Origin of the sequence: Brevundimonas sp. (assembly GCF_051858995.1) — a bacterium.
GTDB lineage: Bacteria > Pseudomonadota > Alphaproteobacteria > Caulobacterales > Caulobacteraceae > Brevundimonas.
In genome coordinates this window covers 32,161-54,739 of sequence record NZ_JBHYGN010000003.1, presented here as the reverse complement: position 1 = coordinate 54,739, position 22,579 = coordinate 32,161, and the positions used below count along the sequence as shown (strand labels likewise).

Sequence of the window (22,579 nt, the reverse complement as noted above, 5' to 3'; positions counted from 1 at the left end):
GACCCTCAGCGGCGGGCCGGTCGGTCGATATCCAGATCAAGGGCGGTCCGGACCTCGTCCATCGGGGCGCCCCGGGGCACGATCAGCAGGGGCGCGTCCCGCCGCCCCGCCCGCACCGCGACCACGGCGTTCTTCGGACAGACGTCGAAGCAGTCGGTCTCCAACACCGCCACCCCGGCCTTGCGGCTCTTGCCCGCCTTCAGCGTCTTGCGCAGGGCCTTCTTCAGCGAGCGTTCGCCATCGGGGCCGAAGCCCTCGCCGTCCAGCTTGCGCTGACATTTGCGGCAGACCAGCACCACGTCCTGCCATTGGGTCTTCGCGCGCTTCAGGGTCATGGCTGACAAATCGAGAGACCGGTGGTCTTCTGCAAGGGTCGTCGTCCGGGGAGCGCCATGATCGTCCGCCGCCTGATCGCCCTTTCGTCGCTCGCCCTCGGGCTGGTCATCGCCGGAAACGCCGCCGCGCAGGTCCCGCTGGCGCGGGTCGAGGCGGCGGTGGAGCAGGTCCGCCCGCGTGTCATCGACTGGCGGCGCGACCTGCACGCCAATCCCGAACTGGGTTTCGCCGAGACCCGCACCGCCGGCGTGATCGCCGACCATCTGCGCGCGCTGGGGCTGGAGGTCCGCACCGGCGTCGGGCGCACCGGCGTGGTCGGCATCCTGCGCGGCGGCAAGCCGGGACGCACGGTCGCCCTGCGCGCCGACATGGACGCCCTGCCGGTGCTGGAAGCCACGGGACTTCCCTTCGCCTCGACCGCGACCGGGACCTACATGGGCCAAACCGTGCCGGTGGCCCACGCCTGCGGCCACGACGCCCACATCGCCATGTTGATGGGCGCCGCCGAAGTGCTGGCGGGTATGAAGGACGACATCGCCGGGACCATCGTCTTCATCTTCCAGCCCGCCGAGGAGGGCGCGCCTCCGGGCGAGCCCAAGGGCGGGGCGGCCCTGATGATCGAGGAAGGCGCGCTGCGTGACCCGCGCCCCGACGCCATCTTCGGCCTGCATGTGGTGCCGGGTCGGGCGGGGACCGTCTTCTATCGCCCGCGCGGTTTCATGGCCGCATCAGACCGGATCGATATCGTCCTGCATGGGCGTCAGACCCACGGCGCCTGGCCGTGGAAGGGCGTGGACGTCATCGCCGCCTCTGCCGACGTGATCCAGACGATCAACAGCCTGACCGCCCGGACCATCGACCCGACGACCACGCCAACGGTCTTCACCATCGCCACCCTGGACGCGGGCGTGCGCTACAACATCATCCCGGACACGGCGACGCTGTCGGGCACATTGCGCACCTTCGACATTGCCCAGCGCGACGACCTCGTCCGCCGGGCCGAGCGCGCCATCAGCAATGTCGCCGAAAACTTCGGCGCGAACGCCGAATTCTCGGTCCGGCAGAACGCGGCATTGGTGTTCAACAATGAGGAACTTTCCGCCTGGCTGGCCCCTGTCCTGACCGAAGCGGCGGGCGAGGGCAACGTCAATCCGGCCACCCCGCCTACGACGGTGGCCGAGGACTTCTCCTATCTCTCGCAGGAAGTCCCGGGCGTCTTCTACCACCTCGGCGCCACGCCCGACGGCGTCGATCCCGCGACTTCTGCCCCGAACCATTCGCCGGGCTTCGACGTCAACGAGAAGGTGCTGCCGCTGGGCGTCAAAACCCATGTACTGAGCGCGCTGAGATTCCTGGAACGCGAGTGAGGCCATGATCACCCGACTGCATCCCGACGACCGCATGAGCCAGGCGGTCATCCACGGCGACACCATATGGCTGGCCGGGCAGGTCGGCGAGCCCGGCGAGGACGTGGTCGCCCAGACCCGCACCGCCCTGGCCGAGATCGAGAGCCTGCTGGCCGAGGCCGGCAGCAGCAAGTCGAAGATCCTGTCGGCCACCATCTGGCTGGCCGACATCGGTGACTTCGAGGCGATGAACGGCGTCTGGGACGCCTGGGTCGACAAGGAAAACCCGCCCGCCCGCGCCACGGGCGAGTCCCGGCTGGCGGCGCCGGAGTATCGGGTCGAGATCATCGTCGTCGCGGCCCGCTGAGCCGGGCGGTCAGATCCGTTCGAAATAGGTCCGGATCACCCGCTCATAGGTCCCGGCCAGCGCCTCCAGCTCGGCGGTGGGCACCCGCTCATCGATCTGGTGCATGGTCTGGCCGACCAGGCCCAGCTCCAGCACCGGGCACATGGCGCGGATGAAGCGGGCGTCCGAGGTGCCGCCGGTGGTCGAGGCCTCCGGGCGGACGCCCAACTCGGTCTCCACCGCGTCCTGCACCGCCTGAACGAACACGCCCGCCTGGGTCAGGAAGGCGTCGCCCGAGTGCATGTGCTCGACCTCGACGCGCAGCCCGCTTTCGGCCTGCGCCTTGCCTGCCTCGGCGTTCAGCCAGGCCATAAGGCTTTCGCCCGTATGCGAGGGGTTGAAGCGGATGTTCAGCCGCCCGCGCGCTTCGGCGGGGATCAGATTGGTCGCGGTGTTGCCGACGTCGAGCGTGGTCAGTTCGAGGTTCGACGGCTGGAAGGCCTCATAGCCCTCGTCCAGACGATGCGCCGCCAGCGTCGCCGCCAGCTTGGCCAGCACCGGCACCGGATTGGCCGCGCGGTCGGGATAGGCGACGTGGCCCTGCTTGCCATGTACGGTGAACCAGGTGTTCAGCGAGCCGCGACGACCGATCTTGATCATGTCGCCCAGTCGCTGCTGCGACGACGGCTCGCCGACCACGCAGGCGTCGATCACCTCGCCCTCGGCCATCAGGGCCTCGACCACCTTCTTGGTGCCGTGCAGGGCCGGGCCTTCCTCGTCGCCCGTGATCAGGAAGCTGAGCGAGCCGGGGACGTCGCCTTTCGCCAGCACCTTCGATACCGCCGCGACCCAGGCGGCGATCCCGCCCTTCATGTCCACCGCGCCGCGTCCGTACAGCACCCCGTCCTTCACCTCGGCTCCGAACGGCGCGGAGGACCACGCCTCGGTCGAGCCCGTCGGCACCACATCGGTGTGGCCCGCGAAGCAGAGGTTGGGCGAAGCCGTCCCGCGCCGGGCGTAGAGGTTCTCGATCCGCGCGTTCGCGCCCACGCCGTCCGGATCTCCGAAGGCCAGTCGGCGGCAGGTGAAGCCCAGCGCCGTCAGGGTCCGCTCCAGCACATCCATCGCGCCTTCGTCGGCGGGGGTGACGGACGGAATCCGGATCAGGTCGCGGGTCAGTTCGACAGGATCGATAACGGGAGTTGATGCGTCGCTCATGGTTCCTTCCTTTACGTGGTCCCGATGATCGGGAGAAGGTCACGGCCATGCCGAAGATCGACATCGACGCCGCGCCCACCGGACACGGGACCTCCTATCCGGAGGAACACGCCGGTCCGTGCAAGCCGCGCCGTCGCTGGAAGCTGGGCGATGCGGTCGGCCTCAGCCAGTTCGGGGTCAATATGCTGCGTCTGCCCGCTGGCGCCTGGTCCAGCCAGAGGCACTGGCATGCGACCGAGGACGAGTTCGTCATGGTCCTGTCCGGCGAGGTCGTTCTGGTCGAGAGCGACGGCGAGACGGTGTTGCGCGCGGGCGACTGCGCGGGTTTCAAGGCCGGGGTCCCCGACGGACACAAGATCGAGAACCGTTCAGACAGCGAGGCCGTTCTGCTGGAGGTGGGTACACGCTCCAAGACGACCGACGCCTGCGACTACCCTGATATCGACATGGTCCTGCCCCAAGGGGCGGATCGCTACTTCCACCGGGACGGCTCCCCCTACCCGAAATACGATCGACGCACGTGACTGTTGAAAGCCTCGACGCCGGCTCGCCGACGCCCCCTGTTCCCCCCGCTCCGCCCGAAGGTCCCGCCAGTCCGTGGGGCATCCGCGACTTCCGCCTGCTGTGGTTCGGCCGCGTGGTCGCCGTGCTGGGCATCCAGATCCAGTCCTCGGCCCTGCTGTGGCAGGTCTATGAGATCGCCCGCCGGGATCACCCGGTGGCCGAGGCCAGCCTGTACCTCGGCCTCGTCGGCCTGTGTCAGTTCCTGCCGCTGCTGGCCTTCACCCTGCCCGCCGGGGCCATGGCCGACCGGCGTGATCGCAAGAAGACGGTGTGGATCTCCATCCTGGTGGAGTCCGCCTGCGCCGGGTCCTTTCTCGCCATGGCCATCCATGGCTCGCCGCCCTTGTGGGGCCTGCTGGCGGTCGCCGCCGTCTTCGGCGCGGCCCGCGCCTTCCTCGCCCCCGCGAGTCAGGCCTTCCTGCCCATGGTGGTCGGGCGCAAAGCCCTGCCGCCCGCCATCGCGGCCCAATCCATCGCCTTCCAGACCGGGGCCATCGCCGGTCCCGCGTTGGGCGGGGTGATTGTCGGGATCAATGTTCCGCTGGCCTATGCGGTGTCGCTGGGCCTGTTCCTGCTGGCGGTCGCCGCCTTCATCCTGATCAAGACCAGCGGCAAGCCCGCCCCGGTCGAGCACAAGCTGTCGCCCCTGGAGTCGGTCAAGGAAGGTCTGGCCTATGTCTGGAAGACCAAGATCGTTCTGGGGGCCATCTCGCTGGATCTTGTGGTCGTGCTGCTGGCGGGGGTGGCCCTGCTGACCCCGATCTTCGCGCGTGACATCCTGCATGTCGGGCCGGAGGGTTTCGGCCTGCTGCGCGCCTCGTTCGGCGTTGGCGCCATGGCCGTGGCCATCTATCTGAGCCGCTTCCCCATCGTGCAGCACGGCGGGCGCTGGATGTTCGCGGCGGTGGCTGTCTTCGGCCTGTGCACCCTGACCTTCGGCCTGTCGAAGATCGTGTGGCTATCAGGTCTGGCGCTGTTCATCGGCGGCGGGGCGGACATGATCAGCGTCAACATCCGCCAGACCCTGATCCAGCTGGCCACCCCCGATCACATGCGCGGCCGGGTCAGCTCGGTGTCCATGCTGTTCATCGGCGCGTCGAACGAACTGGGCGAGGCCTATTCCGGCCTGATGGTCCGCCTGCTCGGCGCGGTCGGAGCCGCCTGCTTCGGCGGTGCGGGCGCGCTGGCGGCCACGGGCGCATGGGCCGCGATGTTCCCAGGGCTGAGGAAGGCGGACAAGCTGTCGTAGGGATTAGGGGCCGGGGATTAGGGATTAGGTCGATGAAGCGGGCTCCGCGCCCACTAATCCCCAGTCCCTAATCCCTAGTCCCTTCTCAGCCCCAAGGCCTGAAGTGCTTCGACAGCTTCAGCCCCTGCTTCTGATAGTGGCTGCCGCCCTCGCCGTAGAGGCGGCTGGGGCGTTCGGTCAGCGGCTCATAGACCAGCCGGGCGACGATCTGGCCGTGCTCCAGCAGGAAGGGGGTGTCGTGGGTGCGAACCTCCAGCACGCCCTTGGAGCCCGCGCCGTGGGCCTCGTCCGTGCCGAAACCCGGATCGAAGAAGCCCGCATAGTGGACCCGGAACTCGCCGACGGACGGATCGATCGGGGTCATCTCGGCGGCCTGATCGACGGGGATCTCGACGTCGTCCGACGAGGCCAGGATGTAGAACTCGCCCGGATCCAGCAGCAGTTCGCCGCGACGCAGGGTCAGCGGCTCCCAGAAGTCGCGCGGGTCGTGGCCGTCGATGTTGTCCAGATCGACCACGCCGGCATGGCGACGACCGCGGAAGCCGACGATCTCGCTGGCCTGCAGGTCGACGCCGACCGAGCGGGTTTCCAGCTTGGGCGGCTCGCCCGCCTTCAGGCGCAGCTGGTTCAGCCGGGTGCCCGGGCGGACCAGGATGGAGAAGGTCTGGGGCGCGATCTCGAGATAAAGCGGGCCTTCATAGCCCTCGTCCACGTCGTCGAAGCTGCCGCCGCGATCCGTCAGCAGACGGACGAAGACGTCCACGCGGCCCGTCGAGCTCTTGGGATTGGCGCGGGCGATCAGGCCCTTGGGCAGGCTCAGCCGCTCCTGCAGCTTGGCGATATAGACGCAGCCCTTTTCCAGCACATAGCCGGCGGACAGGTCGATGGTGTGCATGGCCACGTCGGCGATGCGGTCCTCGACCTTGCGCTTCCCGGGCAGGAAGGAGGCGCGGACGCGCCAGGCGACCTCGGACAGGCGCAGGTCCAGACTGGCCGGCTGCACCTGATCGACGTCGAACGGGGTGTCGGAGGCGATCGCGCCGCCGGCGATCAGAACCTCGATGGACTGGGACGGCAGAATGCCGGGACGGGAGATGCTCAGGGTCATGCCTATCGCTTACACGAATTCGCGGCCTGTCTCTCTCGCGCCATTCCGCCGCGCGAGCAAGGCCCCGCTTGACGTGGGGCCGGGTTCCGGGACCATTCCCCCATGCATGACGGACGCGCCTACGAAGCTGAAACCGACGGGATCGTGGTCCGCGTCCGGCCCAGCTATCTGGCCGGCCAATCCGATCCGGACGGCGGGCGCTGGGTCTGGGCCTATCAGGTCGAGATCGTGAACCTGTCGCCGTCGCCGGTGCAGCTGGTGGCGCGCCGCTGGCTGATCACCGACGCGAGGGGCCATACCGAGGAGGTGCGCGGCGCGGGGGTGGTCGGCGAGCAGCCGACCATCCAGCCGGGCGACAGCTATTCCTATGCTTCGGGCTGTCCGCTGGGCACGCCGTCCGGCTCCATGGTCGGCGGCTATTCGATGGTCGATGACCTGGGCCGCATGTTCGAGGCGGCCATCCCGGCCTTCAGCCTCGATGTCCCGGGCGAGAGACGCGTGCTGAATTGAAAACGCCCGCCGGGCGGCGGGCGGCTCGGGAGGCCAGGGGCTGCGTCAACCCGGATAACCGCAGCCCCCGCCCCCGGCGTCATCGCCGCGGCGGGCGGCGTCAACGCGGACGGCGGCCCCTCTAGGGGCCATCTGTGACAGCCGTGTGGCTGGATAAAAAGAAAGGCGGCCCGCCGGGTGGAGCGAGCCGCCTTGGACAGGTCAGAACGACCTAGATGTAGCGGCGGAGCGAGCGGGCCAGCTCCGAGGCGCCGTCCTTGCCGCCCTTGCGGATCTGCGGCTGGTAGGCGACGCGGGCGTGCTCCATGCAATAAACGCCTTCCGAGGCGCGGCGGCCGCAGAAGCTGAACTCGGTCGAGGACGGGTCGCCGATCGGCCATTTGCACATGTGGGCGCCCAGGGTCATGACCGTGGCGGTGCCGGGCAGGTCCGGGATCGGGGCCGGAGTCGGGGCGACTGGCGCGGCGACGCGCGGCTGGGCGGCCTCGATGCGGCGCGGAGCCGACGGCGCCTGGGTCGGTTGCGCGGCGGGGCGCGGACGCGACGGGCGGAAGGTGGCGCGAGCCGGTTGCGACGGCGCGGCCCGGCCCGACAGGCCCAGACGGTGCACTTTGCCGATCACGGCGTTGCGGGTCACGCCGCCGCCCAAGGCCTTGGCGATCTGGCTCGCCGACTGGCCTTCCAGCCACAGCTTCTTCAGCGCGCCGACGCGATCTTCGGTCCAGCCTGCGGTCATGGTCGCCCTCCAGGGATTCAACATATGGGGTCGGGATGTCCCTCCTGTGGGGCCGACCTACTCCTAATCGTAAACCACCTCTTAAAACGCGCAATATGTGGGAATTGGTCCGTCCACAGGAACCATATCTAGTATGGTTAAGATGGTCCCGTCGGTGGGACCGCGAAGGCCCCCTTGCGAAGCGGCCAGACGAGGCGCATCTGCCCGCCCATGACCGATCTCGCCTCCACGCGCCCGTCCGGGCTCCCGCAGCCGCGCCGCTATAGCGGCGTCAACTGGGAGGGGGTTAAAACTCTGTATTTCAAGGAGGTTCGGCGCTTCTGGAAGGTTGGGGCCCAGACCGTGGCCGCGCCGGTGGTGACGACCCTGCTCTATATGCTGGTCTTCGTGGTCGCCCTGAAGGGCTCGCGGCCGCCGCTGCACGGCACCGCCTTTCCCGAGTTCGTGGCGCCCGGCCTGATCATGATGGCCATTTTGAACAACGCCTTCGCCAATGCCTCGTCCAGCCTGATCCAGGCCAAGATCATGGGCACGGCGACCGATTTCCTGACCCCGCCGCTCAGCCCGCTGGAGCTGACCATCGGCTTCTCGCTGGGCGCCGCGACGCGCGGAATCGCCGTGGGTCTGGTCACCGCCATCTGCGTGATGCCGTTCGCCAAACTGGGCGTGGCCAACATCTTCGCCATCCTGTGGTTCGGCCTGACCGCCTCGCTGATGATGGGGATGTTGGGTGTCTTCGCCGGTCTGTGGGCCGAGAAGTTCGACCAACTGGCCGCCGTGCAGAATTTCGTCATCCTGCCGATGACCTTCCTGAGCGGCGCCTTCTATCTGGTCGACAATCTGCCCGAGCCGTTCGCCACCATCAGCCACTGGAACCCGATCTTCTACATGATCGACGGCTTCCGCTCGGGCTTCATCGGCCATGCCGAAGGCAACATCTGGATCGGCGTCGCGATGAGCGCGTTCCTGACCCTGATCCTGTCGTACGCCTGCTGGGCCGTTTTCAAATCGGGCTGGCGCCTGAAGAGCTGAGCCCATGTCCGTCCACGCCGCCCGTGTCGTCCATCTCAGCGTCGACCGGGACTGGCGTGAGGTCTACGCCTTCGCCTCGAAGCCGGAGAACATGCCGCACTGGGCCTCCGGTCTGGCCGCGGGCCTGAGGCGCGACGGCGAGGACTGGGTCGGCGACGGCGGTCCCATCGGCGAGATCCGCGTCCGTTTCGCCCCCGAAAATCCGTTCGGCGTCATCGACCACACGGTCACCCTGGCGGACGGGACGGTGGTGGAGAACGCCCTGCGCGTCACGCCCAACCATGACGGCGCCGAGGTCAGCTTCGTCGTCATCCGGCAGGCGGCCCAGGATGACGCCGCGTTCGAGGCCGATGCGGCCCATGTGGCGCAGGACCTCGCCGCCCTGAAGCGGCTGCTCCAAACCTGACGTTCCTTCCGTCGCACTGGCGGCGGGGCGATCCGGCGGTTAGTCAGGACGGGAACCAACGGGAAGGGTTTCCATGCTGATCCAGTCGCTTTTCGCGCTTTCGCTGCTGGCCGCGCCAGTCCAGGACGAGGCTCTGACCACCGAGGGGCAGGCCGTCGAGACGGCCATCCAGGCCTATGCCGCCAAGACCAATGACCAGCGTCGCGACGTCGTCGTGGCCCAACTTCGTGAGCAGGGCTTCACCCCGCGGACCGTACCCTTCGAGGGCGGCAATGAGCGGACTGGCCCGCGTCCGGGCGCCAACGTGGTCGTCACAGTCGGAGAAGGCGCCAAGGACATCGTGCTGACCGCCCACTTCGACGCCGTGCCCCTGCGTGACGGATCGATGTCGCAGGGCGTGGTCGACAACGCCGGTTCGGTCGTCGCCCTGATAGACGCCGCCGTCGCCATCAAGGAGCAGGTCGATCAGGCGCCGGGCGCCTATCGCTACGTCTTCGTCTTCACCGATCAGGAAGAGCTGGGTCTGATCGGCGCCCGCAAATGGCTGGAGTCGCAGGACAAGAGCCGCATCCACGCGGTCATCAATATGGACGTGAACGCCTATGGCGAGACGCTGATGTACGGCGAGAACGTTGGCGAGGCCTCGGCCTTCGTGCTGGCCGCCATGCGGACCCAGTGCGCCGAGCGGGCTTTCGACTGCGTGGCCTTCCCCAGCTATCCGCCCAGCGATGACCGCGTCTTCTCGGCCGCCGGCCTGCCGGTGATCTCGATCGGCTCGCAGGACGCCGTCGGCGCCCACCAGATGTGGCTGGCCTTCAACGGTGGCGAGACCAATGGCCTCGCCGAAGGCTTCGTCCCGCCGGTGTTCCAGCGCATCCACTCGGCCGATGACCGGATGGAGTGGGTCGATGGTGACGACATCCTGCGCACCTCGGGCTTCGTCGCCGACCTGGCCCTGCGGTTGGCGCGGGACGAATAGCGATGATCGAGATCAAGGGCGTTCAGCCGACGGTGCGCGAGATGCGCCCGCTGACCCGGGGATGGGGCGGGCTCCACTGGTGGGCCTGCCTGCCGATCCTCGCGCCGTTCCTTGGCCTCTGGAGCCTCGCACTCTTTGCTGTCGCTGACCCTCGGGCGACCAGTGCGCTGGGCACGATCGCGGCTGCCATCGTCATCCTGACGTCAGTCGTCTGGATCGTCACGCGCTGGCTTCATGCGCGGCTGACGGTGCGGGCGGCGCGATCCGCGCCGGGCGGCGGAATGCTGAGCGATTGGGTCCTCGATGAGCAGGGCGTGGAGTTCCGTACCGGCGTCTCGTCCGCTCGCGTCAGCTGGGCCGGGATCAAGGCCGTCCGTGAGGAGCGCGACCGGTTTCTTTTCCTGCTCAGCCCGGCCAGCAATCCGGTCCTGCCGAAACGTCTGCTCACGGAGGCGCAGTTGGCCGCAATCCGGCAGTTGGTCGAGAATGTCACGGCCTCCGGGCATCTCGGACCCGGTGTTGACTAACCCCGGTTCGCGTCCGACAAGACCGGACACTTTTTATCGGCTCCGTCGCACCCGCGACGGGGCCGTCTCTCTTCTGGAGGTTCAGTCCCGTGTCCCAAGAGCATCTGATGGGTGTCTACAACCGCGCGCCGCTGGAGGTGGAGCGTGGTCTGGGCGCGCGTCTATGGGCGACGGACGGCACGGAATACCTCGACTGCGTCGCCGGCATCTCGACCAACGGCCTCGGCCACGCCCACCCCAAGCTGGTCGCCGCCGTGACCGAGCAGGCCCAGAAGCTGTGGCACGTCTCCAACATCTTCCGCATTCCGGGGCAGGAAGCGCTCGCTGACGCCCTGTGCGAGAAGTCGTTCGCCGACGTCGTCTTCTTCACCAACTCGGGCACCGAAGCCGTCGAGTGCGCCCTGAAGACGGCGCGCAAGCACCACGTCGCCAACGGAAACCCGGAACGCATCGATATCTACGGCTTTGACGGCTCGTTCCACGGTCGGACCTATGGCGCGATCAACGCCGCCGCCAACCCGTCCTACACCGAAGGCTTCGGCCCGAAGATGGAGGGCTTCCACCAGCTGCTGTGGGGCGACAAGGCCGCGCTCGAGGCCGCCTTCCGCAACCCGACCACGGCCGCCATCATCCTCGAGCCCGTGCAGGGCGAGGGCGGCTGCCGCGCCACCCCGGACGAGGATCTGCGCTGGATGCGCGAGCTGGCCGACGAGACCGGCGTCCTGATCATCTTCGATGAAGTCCAGTGCGGCATGGGCCGGACCGGCAAGCTGTGGGCCCACGAGTGGGCGGGCATGACCCCGGACATCATGGCGGTGGCCAAGGCGCTGGGCGGCGGCTTCCCCATCGGCGCCTGCCTGGCGACCTCGAACGCGGCCAAGGGCATGACCGTCGGCGTCCACGGCTCGACCTTCGGCGGCAACCCGCTGGCCATGGCGGTTGGTCAGGCCGCCTTCTCGGAACTGTCGGCCCCGGAAACCCTGGCCCACGTCAACGAGATCGCCGGCTATCTGAAACAGCAACTGCACGGCCTGCAGCAGCGCTTTCCGGACGTCATCGTCGACGTGCGCGGCAAGGGCCTGCTGATCGGCGTGAAGCTGGTCCCGAACAACCGCGAATTCATGGCCTGGGCGCGTGATGACCAGCAGCTGCTGGTCGCCGGCGGCGGCGACAACTGCGTGCGCATCCTGCCGCCGCTGGTGCTGACGCTGGACGAGGCCCGCGAGGCCGTCGAGCGCTTCGAGAAGACCTGCGAGTTCGCGCGGACCAAACTGGCCGCCGCCTGACTTCAACCAAGAGGGAGCGTGAAGATGGCCCGTCTGAAATCGAACCGGATCGCGATGGTCCTGCTCGTCGTCCTGTCCGTCTTCGCCACGCGCGCCCTCGTCGGCGACGAGATCAACGGCTTCGTTGATGGTCTCGTCGTCGGTTTCACCGACAACGTCTGATCGTTCAGGTCCCCATGGTCCGTCACTTCCTCGATATCTATCGGCTCGAAGCCGAAGAGCTGCGCGCCATTCTGGACGACGCCCATGCGCGAAAGCAGGCCCGCGAGGGCTGGCCGCAGGGCCGCGCGGACGCCGACGCTCCGGCCAAGGATCGCGTGCTGGCCATGGTGTTCGAGAAGAACTCGACCCGCACCCGCTTCAGCTTCGACGCCGCCATCCGCCAGCTCGGCGGTTCGGGCATCATCGCCAACGCGGGCGACATGCAACTGGGCCGTGGCGAGCCGGTCGAGGACACCGCCAAGGTGCTGTCGCGCATGGTCGACGCGGTCATGATCCGCGCCAACAGCCATGAGGATGTCGAGCGTTTCGCCCGCGTGGCGACCGTGCCGGTGATCAACGGCCTCACCGACCGCTCACACCCCTGCCAGATCCTGGCCGACCTGCTGACCATCGAGGAGCATCTCGGGCGGGTGGCGGGCAAGACCATCGCCTGGGTCGGTGACGGCAACAATGTTTGCCACAGCTTCATGCATGCGGCGCCGAAGTTCGGCTTCCGCCTGCAGGTCGCCTGCCCGGCGGAGTATCACCCCGACCTGCACGACCTCGCCCGTGGCGGCGACCACGTCATGCTGACCTCGGACCCGCGCGAAGCGGTGGCGGGCGCCGACGTCGTGGTCACCGACACCTGGGTGTCCATGGGCGATCAGGACTATGAGGCCCGTCTGGAAGCCTTCGACGGCTATGGCGTCGACGACGCCCTGATGTCGCTGGCGAACGAGGACGCTGTCTTCCTGCACTGCCTCCCGGCGCACCGTGGGGAAGAGGTGACGGATTCGGTCATCGATGGGCCCAAGTCGCTGGTCTGGGATGAGGCTGAGAATCGCATCCACGCCCAGAAGGCCGTGCTGGCGTGGTGCTTCTCGGGTTAGGGCTCGACCCGGTCCCGCTCCGGACGCTCCAGTAACAACCGGCCCTTCGCGCTGTACAGCAGGGCGACCTGCCGGATGGGCGCGGATCCGGCCGGCTGAATGCCGGTCGCGATCACCTGTGCGCCGACCGGCAGGGCCGCCAGATCGCGGCCCTCGAGCCGCAGCGGGCCGCAGGTGGTGACGATGATGTCGGTGACCGGCGCGGACAGGGTGATCCGCGACGGCGCCTCTCCATCCAGTACGCGCGATACCGACAGGGTCAGTGACGCGGTTCCGGCGCCGTTGACGCCGAGCGTCTCTTCGGGCGCCTCGACGCTGGCGATCACCCCGACCTTGGGCATGGCGGCCTCCGCCATGACGGCGGCGGACGGGATGCGGCAGGCCAGCGCGGGCGAGGCGGCGAGCAGGGCGGCGACGACGGCGGGGATCAGCAGGGCGGGCTTCATTGGAACCTCCAGAGCTGAAGGCAGACTATTGGGCCCCATCGACCGCTTCCGCCGTCGAAACCTGACGAAACCCTACTGCAGGTTCACGTCCGCCACGCCGCCCGCGTCCGGGGTGGTCTTGGTGATGTTGGCCTTGGCCACCTCATATGCGAATTTGAAGAAGCCGCCTTCGTTGACCCAGACCCGTCCGTCGTCGGCGTCGAAGCGCAGGATGGTCAGGCGCGGATCATCCTTGCCCTCCGGATACCAAGCGGCCAGCACGGGGTTCCAGTAGCGGTCGATGATCTCGCGGTCCTGCCCATGCACGGACAGCTCGCCATGGATGCAGGCCCACACGTTCTGGTCTTTCGAGCCGTAGTGGAACATGGCGCTCTGCCCGCCGGGCAGGGCGGCGTCCTTGGCCAGATCGGTGTCGTCGCGGGTGAAGAACCAGATGGTCCCAGTCTCTTCCTCGCGGAAGGCGGTCATCGGCTGGGCGTGATAGCCGGGCTGGTCCAGGCCCAGCAGGCCGGTGTTCGATTTCTTCAGGCTGTCCCAGAAATGCTCTTCGGCTTCGGCGGCGGTGAGGGGTTTGTCGCCCATGGCGGTTTCTCCTGATCTCGTTGTGGATTCAGGAAAGCGTCCGCTCGCGCCGGAGTTCCCGGTCTCAGTAGGTTCGCTGCGGCACGCCCAGCAGGGCGCCGACGTGGATCAGCAGCATCATAACCACGGCCCCGCCGATCACCATGATGAAGCGCCACGGCGCCATCCGGACCTTGCGGCTGGGGTCCCACGGACGCGCGCCGCGCCAGCCCGCGAAGACGGTGATCGCCAGGGCGACGGCGGTCAGGGCCAAGGTCTGGGGCATGTCCATTAAGGCCACGTGGACCGACGAGGGCCTCCGCGCAAGAGGACGTGAGTCCTTGCCGAGAAGTTAATCTTCACAGGCTGTTAACCACGTCGGGCGCATCCATACGGCCGCTGTTCGGTCTTTCCACAGGAAGCTGTGGGTGACCCTACATGTTGGGGTTAACCGTGCGTTTACACCCTTGATCTGGCGCACTAGCGTCCACGTCAAAGGTCGGGAGGCGAATCAGTGAGCGCAGCCGCGCCGTGGAGCGTGAAGGGGATAGACCCCAAGGCTCGCGAGATCGCCAAGGACCTTGCGCGCCGCTCCGGCATGACGCTCGGTGAGTGGCTGAACTCGATGATCATGGAAGATGGCGACGAGGACGAGGGCTATACGCCCCTGCCGCGCCGCCCCCATGCCGCCGACATCTTCGAACGTCGTGGCCGCAGCCGTCGGCTGGATGACGCCTATGGCATGGACGAGAACACCCAGCGTCTGGCCGCCTCGGTCGACGCCATCGCCGCCCGTCTGGAAGCCGCCGAGCGCCGCTCGACCGTCGCCATCCAGGGCGTGGATCAGGCCGTCGCCGGTCTGGTCCGGCGCCTCGAGGCCGCGGATCAAGATGGCCGCCAGTACGGCCGCCGCATTGATGATCTGGCCGAGGAACTGCGCGAGGGCCACCGCCGCCTGCGCAAGTTCGAGCAGGAGACCGGCCCAAAGACCGCCGAGACCTTCGGCAAGGTCGAGACCGGCCTGGGCGCCCTCGCGAGCCGCCTCTACGACATTGAGGAGCGTCAGCGCACCGGCGTCAACGAACTGCGCCAGCGCATGGACACGGTCGAGAAACTGGCCGGTCCCGGCGCCGGTTCGGATCTGCTGGCCCAGGTCGGCGCCCGTCTGGATCAGGCGCAGGCCCGCACGACCGAGGCCCTGCGCGGCCTTGAGCGCTCCTTCGCCCATCTGGACGAGCGCCTGCGCGCCGCCGAGGGCCGGGTCGAGCCCGAGGGCGCCCGCGAGGCCGCCCGCTTCGAGAAGCTGGCCGAGACCCTGAGCCGTCAGGTCGAGGGCAACCGCCTGGAGATGATGCGCCGTCTCGACACGGCCGAGTCCGAGAACCGGATGGACCGCATCGAGCGGGCTGTGCTGGCGCTGGGCGAACAGCTCAAGACGTCCGAGACCCGCTCCGCCGGAGCCGTCGAGGCCATGGGCCGTGAGGTCCTGCGCATCGCCGAGAACCTGAACGGCCGCGTCGGCCGGATAGAGACGGGTATCGACACTCGTATCGAGAAGCTGGGCGAAAGCCTGAGCCGCAAGGTCGAGGGCGACATGGGCCGTCTGGCCCAGGGTCTGGAGCAGCGCCTGACCGCCGCCGACGACCGCCATGCCCTGGCGCTGGAGAAGCTGGGCGGCGAGATCACCCGCATCTCGGACCGCCTGAGCGAACGCATCGCCCAGTCCGAGCGCCGCTCGCAGCAGGCGCTGGAAGACATCAGCCGTCGCCTGAGCGACAGCTCGACCCGCATCGAGCAGCGCTACGACCGCGCCTCGGGCGAGCTGGCCGAGCGCATGCGCCTGTCGGAAGAGCGCACCGCCGCCCTGATCGCCGAGGCGCGCGACAACATCGACCGCCGCGCCGAGGCCAAGCCTGCCCCGGTCGCGGAGCCGGTCGCCGACGTCCAGCCCGACTGGCGCGCCGCCGCCTTCCCGGACACGGCCTTCCCCGATGCCCCCTTCCAGGGGCAGACCTTCGAGGATCCGGACCCGGTCTATACCGAGCAGCAGGCCTGGTCGGCCGAGCTGGCCCCGCCCGAGCCCGAGCCGGTCATTCCCGCCTTCGCGCCCGCTGCTGACCTGCAGGACGAGCCCGAGGCCCTGACCGCCGACGCCGTCTTCGACGCGGTCCTGCGCGGTCCGCGCACCTCGCCGGAACCGGCGATCTCGACCCCGTTCGGCAGCCGCGAAGCCATTACCCAGCCCTTCGTGACCCAAGCGGAAGAAGCCTTCGACGCCGCGCCGCACACGCCCGTTTTCGCGCCGCGTCCCGCCGCCGCCTCGGCGCCGTTCGGCCAGAGCTTCGGCGGCGCCGATGTGTCGGACGCCCTGGCCGCCACCGCTCCGGACAGCTTCGACGCCGGTCCGGACGACTTCGCGGGCGAGACCGACTTCGTTGATCCGCGCGCCCTGCGCGCCGCGGCGGCGCAAGGCCGCGCCGCCAACTCGACCCGTCAGGCCATCGACGCGGCCCGCGCCGCCATGAACGAGCCCGAGGCCGCGCCCGCCCGTTCGGGCTTCGGCCTGAAGCGCGGCGGCAAGTCGCGCCTGCAGGAACGTCTGGACAAGCAGGCCTCCAAGGAAGGCGGCACGGTTCGCAAGGCGCTCGGCGCCTCCGCCGTCGCCGTGGTCCTGACCGCCACCGGCGCCGTCGCCTTCAGCGAGCTGACGGACGCCGGCATCACCATCCCGGGCCTGCCCGGCTCGAACGCCGAGGCCCAGCCGGTCGCGGCCCTGGCCTCGTCCGTGGTCAAGGCCTCGCCCGCCGACCTGACCCGCGCCGCGGGCGTGTACCAGCAGGCGATCATCCAGCTGGACAGCGACAACCCCGCCGGCCTGGACCTGCTGAAAGAGGCGGCGACCCTCGGCTACGCCCCCGCCCAGCTGCAGCTGGCGGGCCTGTATCAGGACGGCGGCAAGGGCGTGACGGTCGACCCGATCGAAGCCCGCAAATGGATCAAGCGCGCGGCCGAGGCCGGCAATCCGCGCGGCATGCACAACTACGCCATGTACCTGTTCGAAGGCACGGGCGGGTCGGTCGACGGCCACGAAGGCATGACCTGGCTGACCCGAGCGGCCGAGATGGGTCTGGTGGACAGCCAGTTCAACGTCGCGCGGCTCTATGAGACCGGTGTGGGCGGTGTCCGCGTGGACATGATCCAGGCCTTCAAATGGTATCTGATCGCCTCGCGGTCGGGGGACAGCGACGCCCAGGAGGCCGTGGATCGCCTGCGCACCAGCCTGTCGACCGCCGACCGCGGCAAGGCCCGGGCCGACGCCGACCGCTTCAGCGTCGAACCGATCGCCTAGAGCCTGATCGGTTGAGATGGAATTGCTTCGCGATCCATCGATGCCGTGAATCAGGCTCCAAGTATGATGCCGGAGCGAATCTGAGTTCGGATGTGAAGACATCCGAACCGATTTCGGTCTAGGCGATTGATCAAGCTTTCGGACGGATCGGGTTGCACCTTCGGCCCGAGGCGTTCAGGACAGTTCCACCGTCGCCTTTCGGGCGTTTGACCTCAGTTCCAGCCGAAGGCGCGTCCTTTGGATATCTATTTGCCGATCGCCGAGGTTTCGGTGAACTGGCCGCTCCTGGTTTTGCTGGGCGCGACGGTCGGCTTTGTGTCCGGATTGTTCGGCATCGGCGGCGGCTTCCTGATGGGGCCAATCCTGATCTTCCTCGGCATCCCGCCATCGGTCGCGGTGGCCAGCCAGGCCAGCCACGTGGTCGCCTCCTCGACCTCGGGCGTGATCAGCTACACCTCGCAGAAGCTGGTCGATTACAAGATCGGCTCGATCATGGCCTTCGGGGGCGTGGTCGGGGCCTTCCTCGGGGTTGAGCTGTTCCGGTACCTGCGCCTGCTCGGCCAGGCCGATCTGGCGGTCGCCCTGTCCTACCTGCTGTTCCTCGGGGCCATCGGCGCCCTGATGCTCTACGAGAGCCTCGGCCAGATCCTGCGTAGGGTGCGCGGTGAGGTGACGCCGCACAAGGAGCGCCGCCGTCCGCTGTGGCTCTATGGCCTGCCGCTGCGCATGCGCTTCCCGCGCTCGGGCCTCTACATCAGCGTCATTCCGCCCATCGGCTTGGGCGTCTTCGTCGGCATGATGTCGGCCATCATGGGCGTCGGCGGCGGCTTCATCCTAGTCCCCGCCATGCTCTATGTCCTGCGCATGCGGGCGCAGGTGGTCGTCGGCACCAGCCTGTTCCAGATCATCATCACCACGGCCATGACCACGGTGCTGCAGGCGGGCCGCAACCAGACGGTGGACATCGTCCTGTCCACCATCCTGCTGCTGGGCGGTGTGGTCGGGGCCCAGTATGGCGCGCGCCTGTCCGGCCGCTTCCGGGCCGAGGAACTCCGCGCGGTTCTGGCCGTCATCGTACTGCTGGTCGGCATCTACATGGGGCTTGAGCTCTTCGTCCGGCCCAGCGACCTGTTCAGCTTCGCCCCGGGGATTGCGCAATGATGCAGCTCCCGCCCCCGCCGCCGGCCGTCGAGGCCCCCGCGCCCCAGCGCTCGGTCGACACGACGCAGCAGGTCCGCGTCGCCGCCGCCATGACTGACGCCCGGGTCATGGTCGACTCCAGCTTCCGCGGCGCCTCCATCGTCCTGTACGGCGCGGTCTTCAATCCGACCGACACTCCCGCCGATGTGGTGGTGGTGGTGCGCGGGCCGGATGGGCCGGTCCGTCTGGTCAAGAAGACACGCAACTCGGGCGTCTGGTTGAACAGCCGCCCCGTCCTGTTCGAGGGAGCGCCGGGCTTCTACATGACCGCCTCGACCCGGGCGCTCAGCGACATCGCCGACTTCGGCCAGCTGCGCCGTCTGGGCGTCGGCGTCGATCACCTGCGCATCGCCGCGCCGGAGGAAAGCCGCACCGTCACCCGCTACGGCGTGCGCGACGTGGTCGTCAGCCGGATCGGCGAGGACTACCTCGACTACCGCCGCGCGGTGATCCGCCTCCGCGAGGCGGCGGCCCTTTACAACAGTGATCCCAAGGGCGTGCAGTTCGTTGATCAGGGCCTGTTCCGCGCCGAGGTCGACCTGCCCGCCGTCGCCCCGACCGGCCAGTATTTCGCCGAGGTCTGGCTGTTCCAGGAGGGCGAGCCGGTCTCGGTCAGCAACCTGACTCTGACGGTTGAAAAGGTCGGCATCGAGCGCGACATCTTCGAGTTCGCCCATCGCCGCCCGTGGACCTACGGCATCCTGTGCGTGCTGCTGGCCATGTTCACCGGCTGGGCGGCCAGCCGGGTGTTCAGGCGCCAGTAGGTCGATTCCCTTACAGGTTACCTTCCTGCCTTCCGCGCCTGCTTGACGAGAGTTTTGGCTTAAGGAAGATTGGCGAACATCGTTCCCTGAATGGATCGGTGGCTCGATGGGATGTCGGATGAAGATGCGAACGGGTTTGATGCTGCTGGCGCCAGCGCTCCTGACGGCCTGCGCGGCGACTCCGGAAGGCCATGACGACAGGGTCCGGCAACGCGAAGCCGCTCTGGCCGAAGCGGGCGCGGGCGCGCAGGTGCTGGGGGTCTGCGGACCCTTTCAGGCGGTCGAGGGCGCGAATCCAGCCATAATCTCTCCGCCTGCCGGCAAGTTCATCGCCTTCGTCCAGCGGGGCGACGAGACCGTGTTGATTCTGGAGCCCTTCGTGATTCCGGCCAACCCGCCGGTGACACCGGACGGCGCCATCGTCGCGGTCGATCAGGAAGGCCGTCCGCTTCCCGCGGCCGCGCGGGCGCAGAACACCGAGCTCACTCGGCAGACCCAGACCAGGCTGTGGGGCTCGACCTTCACCGTCACGCTCTGGCGCGCTGACGTGCAGGGCGCCCCTGTTGGCGAGGATCGCGAGACCTACTCCGCGTCGAAAAACTGGTTCGGGCACAAGGCGACGGCCGAGGTCAGTATCAACGGCCGGACGTCTCGCTTCACCGCCGCCTGCGAGTAGGGTGGGTCAGCTCGCCGCGAACTCGCTCAGCGCGTCCAGAACCGCGCGGTTCTGGTCTTCCGTGCCGACCGTGATGCGCAGGCAATCGGGCAGGCCGTAGCCGCCGACGGGGCGGACGATGATGCCCTTGGTGTTCAGATAGTCGTTGGCGGCGGCGGCGTTGCGCGCGGCGTCCGGGAAGCGGACCAGCACGAAATTGCCGGCGCTCGGGAAGACGTCGAAGCCGAAGCCCTTGATCGCCTGCGTCAGGCGCGGACGCCAGGTCTCGACCAGATCGCGCGAGGCCTTCTGGTGGGCTTCGTCGCCCAGCGCCGCGACGGCGGCGTCCAGACCGGGCACCGAGACGTTGAACGGCAGGCGGATGCGGTCCACCGCCTCGCAGACCTTCAGCGGCGCATAGCCGAAGCCGATGCGCAGGCCGCCCAGGCCGTGGATCTTGGAGAAGGTGCGGGTGACCACGACGTTGTCGGCCTCGCGCGCCAGCGGGAAGCTGGTCTCCCAATCCGGAGCGGTGACGAACTCGGCGTAGGCCTCGTCGATCACCAGCAGGACGTGGGGGGGCAGGGCGGCGTGGAGACGGCGGGTCTCCTCGGCGGTGTTGTAGCTGCCGGTCGGGTTCGAGGGGCTGGAGATGTAGACGATCTTCGTGCGGTCATCGACCTGCTCGAGGATGGCCTCGACCTCGGCCTTGAAGCCCGGCTCGGGGGCCAGCTTGACCGAGGCCTGATTGGCCAGGGCGCTGATGCGATAGGCCAGGAAGCCGTACTGGCCGGTGACGATGTTGTCGCCGGGCTGCAGATAGGTCTGATTCAGCAGGGCGAAGACTTCGTCCGAGCCGTTGCCGAAGATCAGCCGCTCGGGCTCCAGCCCATGGTGGTCGGCCACCGCGTCGCGCAGCTTGGTCGCCCGGCCGTCCGGGTACATGTGGATGTTGCCGACCGCCGCCTGATAGGCCTCGCGCGCCTTCTCGCCCGCGCCCAGCGCGTTCTCGTTGGACGACAGCTTCATCGGCTCGGCGACGCCCTCGATCTTCGACTTGCCGCCGACGTAGGGGGCGATGTCGAGGATGCCGGGCTTCGGCTGGATGGCGTCGGTCATGAGAGCTCTCAGAACAGGGGGGCGGCGCCGATGACGCCGGACAGGGTTCCGGGCGCGCCGTTCAGCCGCCCGTCCTCGGCCTGCACATAGCCCGCCAGCACGAACAGCTTCAACCCGCCCGCCTCGATCAAGGGCGTCGCGGCCAGTCCGGCGTCGGCCAGGGCGTCCAGGATCCGGCTGTTCGGCAGGCTGCTGTCGGTCGCCCAGAAGGTGCGGTCGTGGCCGGTCGGGCCCGGCTGGGTCTTCTGCACCAGCAGTGAGCGGGGCACGCCCGCGCCGTGGTCGGGCAGGGCGGCGATGACGCGAAGTGCGGGCTCGGCCAGCAGGCGACCGAACCAGGCGTTGGACGGGGTCAGGTCCATCAGGGCGCGCGCGCCGTCACGCACCGCCTTCAGCGCCGCCTCCGGCTTGGCCGCGATGCGGGCCGACAGGCCGTAGCGGTCCGCCGCCAGCACCTGTGAGGCCGGGCCCCAGACGATCAGGCGCGGGCCGGTGGCGGCGTCCAGCCGACCCAACACCGAGCGGGCGGCGGAGGCTTCGGCGGGCTTCAGCCCCTTCAGCGCGTCTCTCAGGGCGATGGCGTCGGCGTCCACGGTCGGACGCGGTCCGGCCGTGAGCCGCGCGCGCACGGCCTGGGCCAAGGCCCGATCCAGCGCCAGCCGTGCGGCATCTTCGGGCGGGGCGTTCAGCATCAGAACAGCTTCGGCGCCGGGGCCAGGGCGAACGGCCCCAGCCAGGTGCGGCCGTCGCGGAACGACAGGGTCAGGTCCACCGGTCGATCACCGTTCACGGCGGTCGCCGCCGCCGCGCCCACGGCGCCCGCCCTGTTGACCGCACCTGACTGGGCCGAGGCCATGCCGGACATGACCGGGCCGGGCTTCTCGGCGGTCAGGGCGATCTCGCCTGTCAGTCGTCCGTCGGCGTCGGCGGACAGGGCCTCGCTGGCCAGCCGCGCCCGGCTCTCGCCCGCCGTCAGCTCGCCGCGCACGGCGGTGAAGCGTCCGCCCGACCGGGTCCAGTTGGCGAAGATGCCCGCCGCGTTCGGCCCCTTCAGGCGGCTGGCCTGCTGCACTGTGCCCTCCAGGGCCAGCGTCAGGCGGCCGTCCTGGGTCGCGCCCTCAACCGGGCCGCCGCGACGGCCCCGGGCGTCCACCAGATTGAACAGCACATCCATCTCGTCGGTCGTCGCTTCGCCATTGGTCAGATGGGGACGGGTCTCCAGCTGGATGTGTTCGGCCGAGGCGATGGGGAAGGGATCGGCGCCCGGATGCGGGGTGAAGTTGGCGCGCACCAGCTCGACCCGCAGATCGGGGAAGCGGTCGCGCAGATGGCTGACGCTCATCCGCAGGGCGTCGCCGCGCACCCCGACCTTGCCCTTGTCGGCGCGGGTCAGGGTCAGGCCGTCCGGCGCGATGATGACCCAACGGTCGGGGTTCCAGGCGTTCGCCTCGGCCACGATGGCGGGGGCGGCGACGCCATGGCCCGACGGGGCCAGGATTCTGGCGTGGGGAATCTCCACCCGCGCCCGGAAGGGCCAGCCGGTGGTTGTGACGTCGGCGTGCTCGATGGTCCAGCCGCCCTGCTCCAGCGTGGCGACCTGAGCCTCCAGCCGGGCCTCGATCTGCTGCACAAGGTAGAACCACCAACCGGTCCAGGCCGCCAGGATGATCCCGGCGATCAGGAAGGGGCCGACGATGCCGCGGCGGGGGTGGCGATAGGGTTTGGCGCTGTCAGCGGTCATTCGGGGTCCG

26 protein-coding genes are annotated in these 22,579 nt (G+C 68.7%); 16 read left to right on the top strand and 10 right to left on the bottom strand.

The window, feature by feature from the left end:
- Positions 1 to 5 precede the first annotated feature (5 nt).
- Complete coding sequence (locus ACTIEF_RS03645) at positions 6 to 335, bottom strand: hypothetical protein (RefSeq protein WP_439470840.1); 330 nt, start codon at positions 333 to 335, stop codon at positions 6 to 8.
- A gap of 57 nt (positions 336 to 392) precedes the next feature.
- Here ACTIEF_RS03645 and ACTIEF_RS03640 point away from each other — a divergent pair, with 57 nt between their 5' ends.
- The gene (locus ACTIEF_RS03640; protein WP_439470839.1) at positions 393 to 1,703 is read left to right on the top strand and encodes an amidohydrolase; all 1,311 of its coding nucleotides are present in this window, start codon (positions 393 to 395) and stop codon (positions 1,701 to 1,703) included.
- 4 nt (positions 1,704 to 1,707) lie between these two features.
- Complete coding sequence (locus ACTIEF_RS03635; RefSeq protein ID WP_439470838.1) at positions 1,708 to 2,049, top strand: RidA family protein; 342 nt, start codon at positions 1,708 to 1,710, stop codon at positions 2,047 to 2,049.
- Between the two features lie 9 nt (positions 2,050 to 2,058).
- Here ACTIEF_RS03635 and dapE read toward each other — a convergent pair whose 3' ends face one another.
- Positions 2,059 to 3,246, bottom strand: a complete 1,188-nt coding sequence (gene dapE, locus ACTIEF_RS03630) for a succinyl-diaminopimelate desuccinylase (protein ID WP_439470837.1) — start codon at positions 3,244 to 3,246, stop codon at positions 2,059 to 2,061.
- A 47-nt stretch (positions 3,247 to 3,293) separates the two neighbouring features.
- On the opposite strand from dapE, the gene ACTIEF_RS03625 reads away from it, so the two are divergent.
- Both ACTIEF_RS03625 and ACTIEF_RS03620 read left to right on the top strand, forming a co-directional pair.
- The gene (locus tag ACTIEF_RS03625) at positions 3,294 to 3,770 is read left to right on the top strand and encodes a cupin domain-containing protein (RefSeq protein ID WP_439470836.1); all 477 of its coding nucleotides are present in this window, start codon (positions 3,294 to 3,296) and stop codon (positions 3,768 to 3,770) included.
- Entirely contained in the window at positions 3,767 to 5,059 is a 1,293-nt protein-coding gene (locus ACTIEF_RS03620; RefSeq protein WP_439470835.1) for an MFS transporter, read from the top strand. Before ACTIEF_RS03625 ends, ACTIEF_RS03620 begins: the two co-directional genes overlap by 4 nt.
- Positions 5,060 to 5,144: 85 nt before the next feature.
- Here the strand turns inward: ACTIEF_RS03620 and ACTIEF_RS03615 are convergent, their stop codons facing one another.
- The gene (locus ACTIEF_RS03615; protein WP_439470834.1) at positions 5,145 to 6,167 is read right to left on the bottom strand and encodes a 2'-deoxycytidine 5'-triphosphate deaminase; all 1,023 of its coding nucleotides are present in this window, start codon (positions 6,165 to 6,167) and stop codon (positions 5,145 to 5,147) included.
- A 102-nt stretch (positions 6,168 to 6,269) separates the two neighbouring features.
- Between ACTIEF_RS03615 and apaG the strand changes: the two genes are divergently transcribed.
- Positions 6,270 to 6,677, top strand: a complete 408-nt coding sequence (apaG, locus tag ACTIEF_RS03610) for a Co2+/Mg2+ efflux protein ApaG (protein WP_439470833.1) — start codon at positions 6,270 to 6,272, stop codon at positions 6,675 to 6,677.
- Positions 6,678 to 6,888: 211 nt separating this feature from the next.
- Here the strand turns inward: apaG and gcrA are convergent, their stop codons facing one another.
- Positions 6,889 to 7,413, bottom strand: a complete 525-nt coding sequence (gene gcrA, locus ACTIEF_RS03605; RefSeq protein ID WP_439470832.1) for a cell cycle sigma 70 cofactor GcrA — start codon at positions 7,411 to 7,413, stop codon at positions 6,889 to 6,891.
- Between the two features lie 210 nt (positions 7,414 to 7,623).
- Here gcrA and ACTIEF_RS03600 point away from each other — a divergent pair, with 210 nt between their 5' ends.
- The 7 genes from ACTIEF_RS03600 (at position 7,624) to argF (ending at position 12,734) form a co-directional block, all read left to right on the top strand.
- Positions 7,624 to 8,445 carry an ABC transporter permease gene (locus ACTIEF_RS03600; RefSeq protein ID WP_439470831.1) on the top strand — a complete coding sequence of 274 codons (822 nt, stop codon included), beginning with the start codon at positions 7,624 to 7,626 and terminating at the stop codon, positions 8,443 to 8,445.
- A gap of 4 nt (positions 8,446 to 8,449) precedes the next feature.
- Positions 8,450 to 8,851, top strand: coding sequence for an SRPBCC family protein (locus ACTIEF_RS03595; RefSeq protein WP_439470830.1), 402 nt, complete (start codon positions 8,450 to 8,452; stop codon positions 8,849 to 8,851).
- Between the two features lie 73 nt (positions 8,852 to 8,924).
- Entirely contained in the window at positions 8,925 to 9,830 is a 906-nt protein-coding gene (locus tag ACTIEF_RS03590) for a M28 family metallopeptidase (RefSeq protein WP_439470829.1), read from the top strand.
- Positions 9,831 to 9,832: 2 nt separating this feature from the next.
- On the top strand, positions 9,833 to 10,357 hold the full coding sequence (locus ACTIEF_RS03585; protein WP_439470828.1) for a YcxB family protein: 525 nt from the start codon (positions 9,833 to 9,835) through the stop codon (positions 10,355 to 10,357).
- Between the two features lie 107 nt (positions 10,358 to 10,464).
- Entirely contained in the window at positions 10,465 to 11,643 is a 1,179-nt protein-coding gene (locus ACTIEF_RS03580) for an aspartate aminotransferase family protein (RefSeq protein ID WP_439470930.1), read from the top strand.
- A gap of 24 nt (positions 11,644 to 11,667) precedes the next feature.
- Positions 11,668 to 11,805, top strand: coding sequence for a hypothetical protein (locus ACTIEF_RS03575; RefSeq protein ID WP_439470827.1), 138 nt, complete (start codon positions 11,668 to 11,670; stop codon positions 11,803 to 11,805).
- 14 nt (positions 11,806 to 11,819) lie between these two features.
- The gene (argF, locus tag ACTIEF_RS03570) at positions 11,820 to 12,734 is read left to right on the top strand and encodes an ornithine carbamoyltransferase (protein ID WP_439470826.1); all 915 of its coding nucleotides are present in this window, start codon (positions 11,820 to 11,822) and stop codon (positions 12,732 to 12,734) included.
- Here argF and ACTIEF_RS03565 read toward each other — a convergent pair.
- From ACTIEF_RS03565 to ACTIEF_RS03555, 3 genes are all read right to left on the bottom strand, one after another.
- Positions 12,731 to 13,180, bottom strand: coding sequence for a hypothetical protein (locus ACTIEF_RS03565; protein ID WP_439470825.1), 450 nt, complete (start codon positions 13,178 to 13,180; stop codon positions 12,731 to 12,733). The genes argF and ACTIEF_RS03565 overlap by 4 nt on opposite strands.
- Before the next feature lie 72 nt (positions 13,181 to 13,252).
- A complete protein-coding gene (locus ACTIEF_RS03560; protein ID WP_439470824.1) occupies positions 13,253 to 13,762 on the bottom strand; it encodes a pyridoxamine 5'-phosphate oxidase family protein in 510 nt (169 codons plus the stop codon).
- A gap of 64 nt (positions 13,763 to 13,826) precedes the next feature.
- The gene (locus tag ACTIEF_RS03555) at positions 13,827 to 14,027 is read right to left on the bottom strand and encodes a hypothetical protein (RefSeq protein WP_439470823.1); all 201 of its coding nucleotides are present in this window, start codon (positions 14,025 to 14,027) and stop codon (positions 13,827 to 13,829) included.
- Between the two features lie 228 nt (positions 14,028 to 14,255).
- Here ACTIEF_RS03555 and ACTIEF_RS03550 point away from each other — a divergent pair, with 228 nt between their 5' ends.
- The 4 genes from ACTIEF_RS03550 (at position 14,256) to ACTIEF_RS03535 (ending at position 19,730) form a co-directional block, all read left to right on the top strand.
- Complete coding sequence (locus tag ACTIEF_RS03550; RefSeq protein ID WP_439470822.1) at positions 14,256 to 17,090, top strand: SEL1-like repeat protein; 2,835 nt, start codon at positions 14,256 to 14,258, stop codon at positions 17,088 to 17,090.
- Positions 17,091 to 17,327: 237 nt separating this feature from the next.
- Positions 17,328 to 18,251 carry a sulfite exporter TauE/SafE family protein gene (locus tag ACTIEF_RS03545; protein ID WP_439470821.1) on the top strand — a complete coding sequence of 308 codons (924 nt, stop codon included), beginning with the start codon at positions 17,328 to 17,330 and terminating at the stop codon, positions 18,249 to 18,251.
- Positions 18,251 to 19,054, top strand: a complete 804-nt coding sequence (locus tag ACTIEF_RS03540; RefSeq protein WP_439470820.1) for a TIGR02186 family protein — start codon at positions 18,251 to 18,253, stop codon at positions 19,052 to 19,054. Before ACTIEF_RS03545 ends, ACTIEF_RS03540 begins: the two co-directional genes overlap by 1 nt.
- Before the next feature lie 139 nt (positions 19,055 to 19,193).
- A complete protein-coding gene (locus tag ACTIEF_RS03535) occupies positions 19,194 to 19,730 on the top strand; it encodes a hypothetical protein (protein ID WP_439470819.1) in 537 nt (178 codons plus the stop codon).
- 6 nt (positions 19,731 to 19,736) lie between these two features.
- Here ACTIEF_RS03535 and hisC read toward each other — a convergent pair whose 3' ends face one another.
- The 3 genes from hisC to ACTIEF_RS03520 are packed head-to-tail and all read right to left on the bottom strand — an operon-like array spanning position 19,737 to position 22,569.
- Complete coding sequence (gene hisC / locus ACTIEF_RS03530; protein WP_439470818.1) at positions 19,737 to 20,828, bottom strand: histidinol-phosphate transaminase; 1,092 nt, start codon at positions 20,826 to 20,828, stop codon at positions 19,737 to 19,739.
- Between the two features lie 8 nt (positions 20,829 to 20,836).
- Complete coding sequence (locus tag ACTIEF_RS03525; RefSeq protein WP_439470817.1) at positions 20,837 to 21,520, bottom strand: hypothetical protein; 684 nt, start codon at positions 21,518 to 21,520, stop codon at positions 20,837 to 20,839.
- The gene (locus ACTIEF_RS03520; protein ID WP_439470816.1) at positions 21,520 to 22,569 is read right to left on the bottom strand and encodes a DUF2125 domain-containing protein; all 1,050 of its coding nucleotides are present in this window, start codon (positions 22,567 to 22,569) and stop codon (positions 21,520 to 21,522) included. Before ACTIEF_RS03520 ends, ACTIEF_RS03525 begins: the two co-directional genes overlap by 1 nt.
- Between the last annotated feature and the right edge of the window lie 10 nt (positions 22,570 to 22,579).